The 534-nt window shown below is 64.0% G+C and carries 1 protein-coding gene; it reads left to right on the top strand.

Annotated elements, in window-relative coordinates:
- Positions 1–96: 96 nt before the first annotated feature.
- The gene (locus tag EOA29_RS39515; RefSeq protein ID WP_126094480.1) at positions 97–411 is read left to right on the top strand and encodes a cupredoxin family copper-binding protein; all 315 of its coding nucleotides are present in this window, start codon (positions 97–99) and stop codon (positions 409–411) included.
- Positions 412–534: the final 123 nt, after the last annotated feature.

Below are 534 nucleotides of genomic sequence, written 5' to 3'. Positions count from 1 at the left end.
GGCCAGCAATACCGAGCTGAAGAGCCTGCTCGAGACCGGCCTGAAAATCTTCCAGGGGCATGAGCAGCATGCCGAACATGTCGCCGGCGCGCTGAAATGAGGGCGAGCCTGCTGCCGCTCCTGGCCGCGCTGACGCTGGCGCTCGTCGCTTCGCCGGCGCTCGCCGCCACCATCGAGTTGACGATCGACAAGCTGGTCTTCTCGCCGGCGAGCGTCGAGGCCAAGGTCGGCGACACGATCGAGTGGACCAACAAGGACGTGATCGCCCACACCGCCACGGTGAAAGGCGGCTGGGAGGTGACGATCCCGCCGAAGTCGAAAGGCAGGATCACCCTCAAGCAAGCGGGAGCGGTCGATTATTTCTGCCGCTTCCACCCCAACATGAAGGGTCACCTGGAGGTTTCGCCCTGACCCGCCGCCCGGTCGGGCGAGGCGCGCCGCGCCTTGTCCAGCCGATGCGTCCATGAATTCTTCCCTTGGACTTAGAGCGGCCGCAAGGGAGCGGCTTTCGGCTTGTTTGTATATTCACTAGTC

It is taken from the genome of Mesorhizobium sp. M1E.F.Ca.ET.063.01.1.1 (genome assembly GCF_003998155.1).
In the GTDB taxonomy this organism is placed as follows: domain Bacteria; phylum Pseudomonadota; class Alphaproteobacteria; order Rhizobiales; family Rhizobiaceae; genus Mesorhizobium.
Note: the sequence above shows the minus strand (reverse complement) of the source record. Positions and strands in the feature narration are given on the sequence as shown.

Bases quoted from the DNA above. Each gene is read 5' to 3' on its own strand.
- EOA29_RS39515 (WP_126094480.1), top strand. From the start codon at position 97: ATGAGGGCGAGCCTGCTGCCGCTCCTGGCCGCGCTGACGCTGGCGCTC.